The organism is Microbacterium sp. B24, assembly GCF_000333415.1.
Classification (GTDB): domain Bacteria; phylum Actinomycetota; class Actinomycetes; order Actinomycetales; family Microbacteriaceae; genus Microbacterium.
Map to the genome: position 1 here is coordinate 1 of NZ_BADB01000180.1, position 1820 is coordinate 1820.

A 1820-nucleotide genomic window follows, 5' to 3' on the forward strand; every position below is an offset into this window, starting at 1 on the left:
AGGCGATGGCGGCGGGGCGAGGTCAGAGATCCAGTTCGGGGACGTCGAGCCGCACCCGCAGTGTAGTGCGATTGCCCGAGCCGCTCCGGCCCGGGCTGCGTCGAGCAGTCCGTCGGCCGCGAAGGGCCTCGGCGACGACGGAGGCACGGAGGCTGTCGGCGACGTTCCTGCCGTGCGCGTAATCGAAACGGACCAGGGCGCGCACCAGATCGTCCGGAAGCGGCACCGGGCCGAGGACGGCGCCGGCGGTCGCGCCCAGGGCGGGCACCGCGACCCGCAGCTCCTTCAGGGCGGCCTCGACGGCGGCGGGTGTGCCCTCGACGGCGGCGACACGCACCACCGGCGGCATCGCGAGGGGTCCACGGTCGGCCAGCTCGGCACGGGCGTATGCGGCCTGCGTCCAGGTCGCGAGCGCGCGTGCGACGGGACCTGCGACGCCGACCAGGTGCACGGGTGCGCCGGGTGCCGCGAGGGCCGCCGCGTTCGACCACCAGCGCAGGGCCGATTCACCGATGCGCAACTGCTCGGCGAGCAGCATGCGATCGCCGTCGAGCAGGATGACGGCCCGGTAGCCGCCGCGAGCGTGCGGTTCGGCGCCGCGCGTCGCGATGACCAGGGCGGGTCTCGCGTCCACCTCGGTGACGGGATGCGCACCGTCGGCGACGATGACCCGCGTGTTCGGGAAGGCTCGACCGAGCTCGTCGGCGGTGCGCTCGCTGCCCGACGATGCCATCCGGAGCTTCGCCGCGCCGCACTGCACGCATGTCCACGTGGGGTCCGATCTGCCGCACCACCCGCAGTCCGGTGTCGCTCCGGGGCGGCGGGCACGCAGCGGGCCCGTGCAGTGGCGGCAGCGCGCGGGCGTGCGACACTCGGCGCACACGAGTACCGGGGCGTACCCGGGCCGCGCGACCTGCACGAGCACGGGTCCCTCACGCAGCCCGTCTCGAGCGGCCGCGAAGGCGCTCGAGGGCACGCGGGCTCCGTGCGACTCGCCCTCCCGTGTCGCCGAGAGCACCACCGTCGGACTCGTGCGCCGTGCCGCCGCCAGCTGCCGCACCCACCCCAGCTGCACCAGCCGCTCGACGTCGGTCGTCCGGGTGTGCCCCGCGAACACCAGCGACGAGCCTTCCAGCTCCTGACGGATCAGGGCGGCGTCGCGGGCGTGGACGCCGGGGCTGAGCGGCTCGGCGAGCAGCGAGTCGCCGTCGTCCCAGACGATCACGCAGGCGGTGTCGTGCGCCGGTGCGTACACGGTCGACCGGTTGCCGACGACGATGCACGGGCGCGGCGTGCGCAGCCGGAGATAGCCCGCGTACCGCTCGGGTCCGGAGCGCCGGGCATCGTCGCGGACCACCGCATCGTCGGACAGCCACACGCCCAGCACGGCGAGCACCTGCTCCTCGTCGCGGTGGTCGGGCACCACGATCACCGTGCTGCGACCGGCCGCCAGCTGGCGGACGGCGATGGCGGCGAGCAGTTCCGCCCAGGCTCCGACGGTCAGTGATGCGCTGGGGTGCGGTGGAGCATCGACCGCCAGCCGCTCCCCCGCCGCGACCGCGTCGGCCAACCCCGGGTAGGGCGCCAGCACGGTGTCGGCCCAGTCCTCGGCATCCCCCGACACCGGGGGCGCTGAGGGGGCGATCTCGTCGGCGGATGCCGGTGCCTGTGCCGCCAGCCACGCTTTCTCGGCCCGCACCATCCGCTTGGGGATGACGAGCCGCAGGATGTCGCTGGCCGAGCCCGCCGCGCGGTCGGCGGCGCGCCGTGCGAGCGCATACAGCTCGGGCGTGAGGACGGGAACCGGAGAGACGATCGCG

The 1820-nt window shown here is 74.9% G+C and carries 1 protein-coding gene; it reads right to left on the minus strand.

What is annotated here, in order from left to right; all coding sequences use genetic code 11:
• Positions 1-22 precede the first annotated feature (22 nt).
• Positions 23-1820, minus strand: a 1798-nt coding sequence (locus I5I_RS04590) for a hypothetical protein (RefSeq protein WP_036316968.1), incomplete at its 5' end; no start/stop codon positions are given.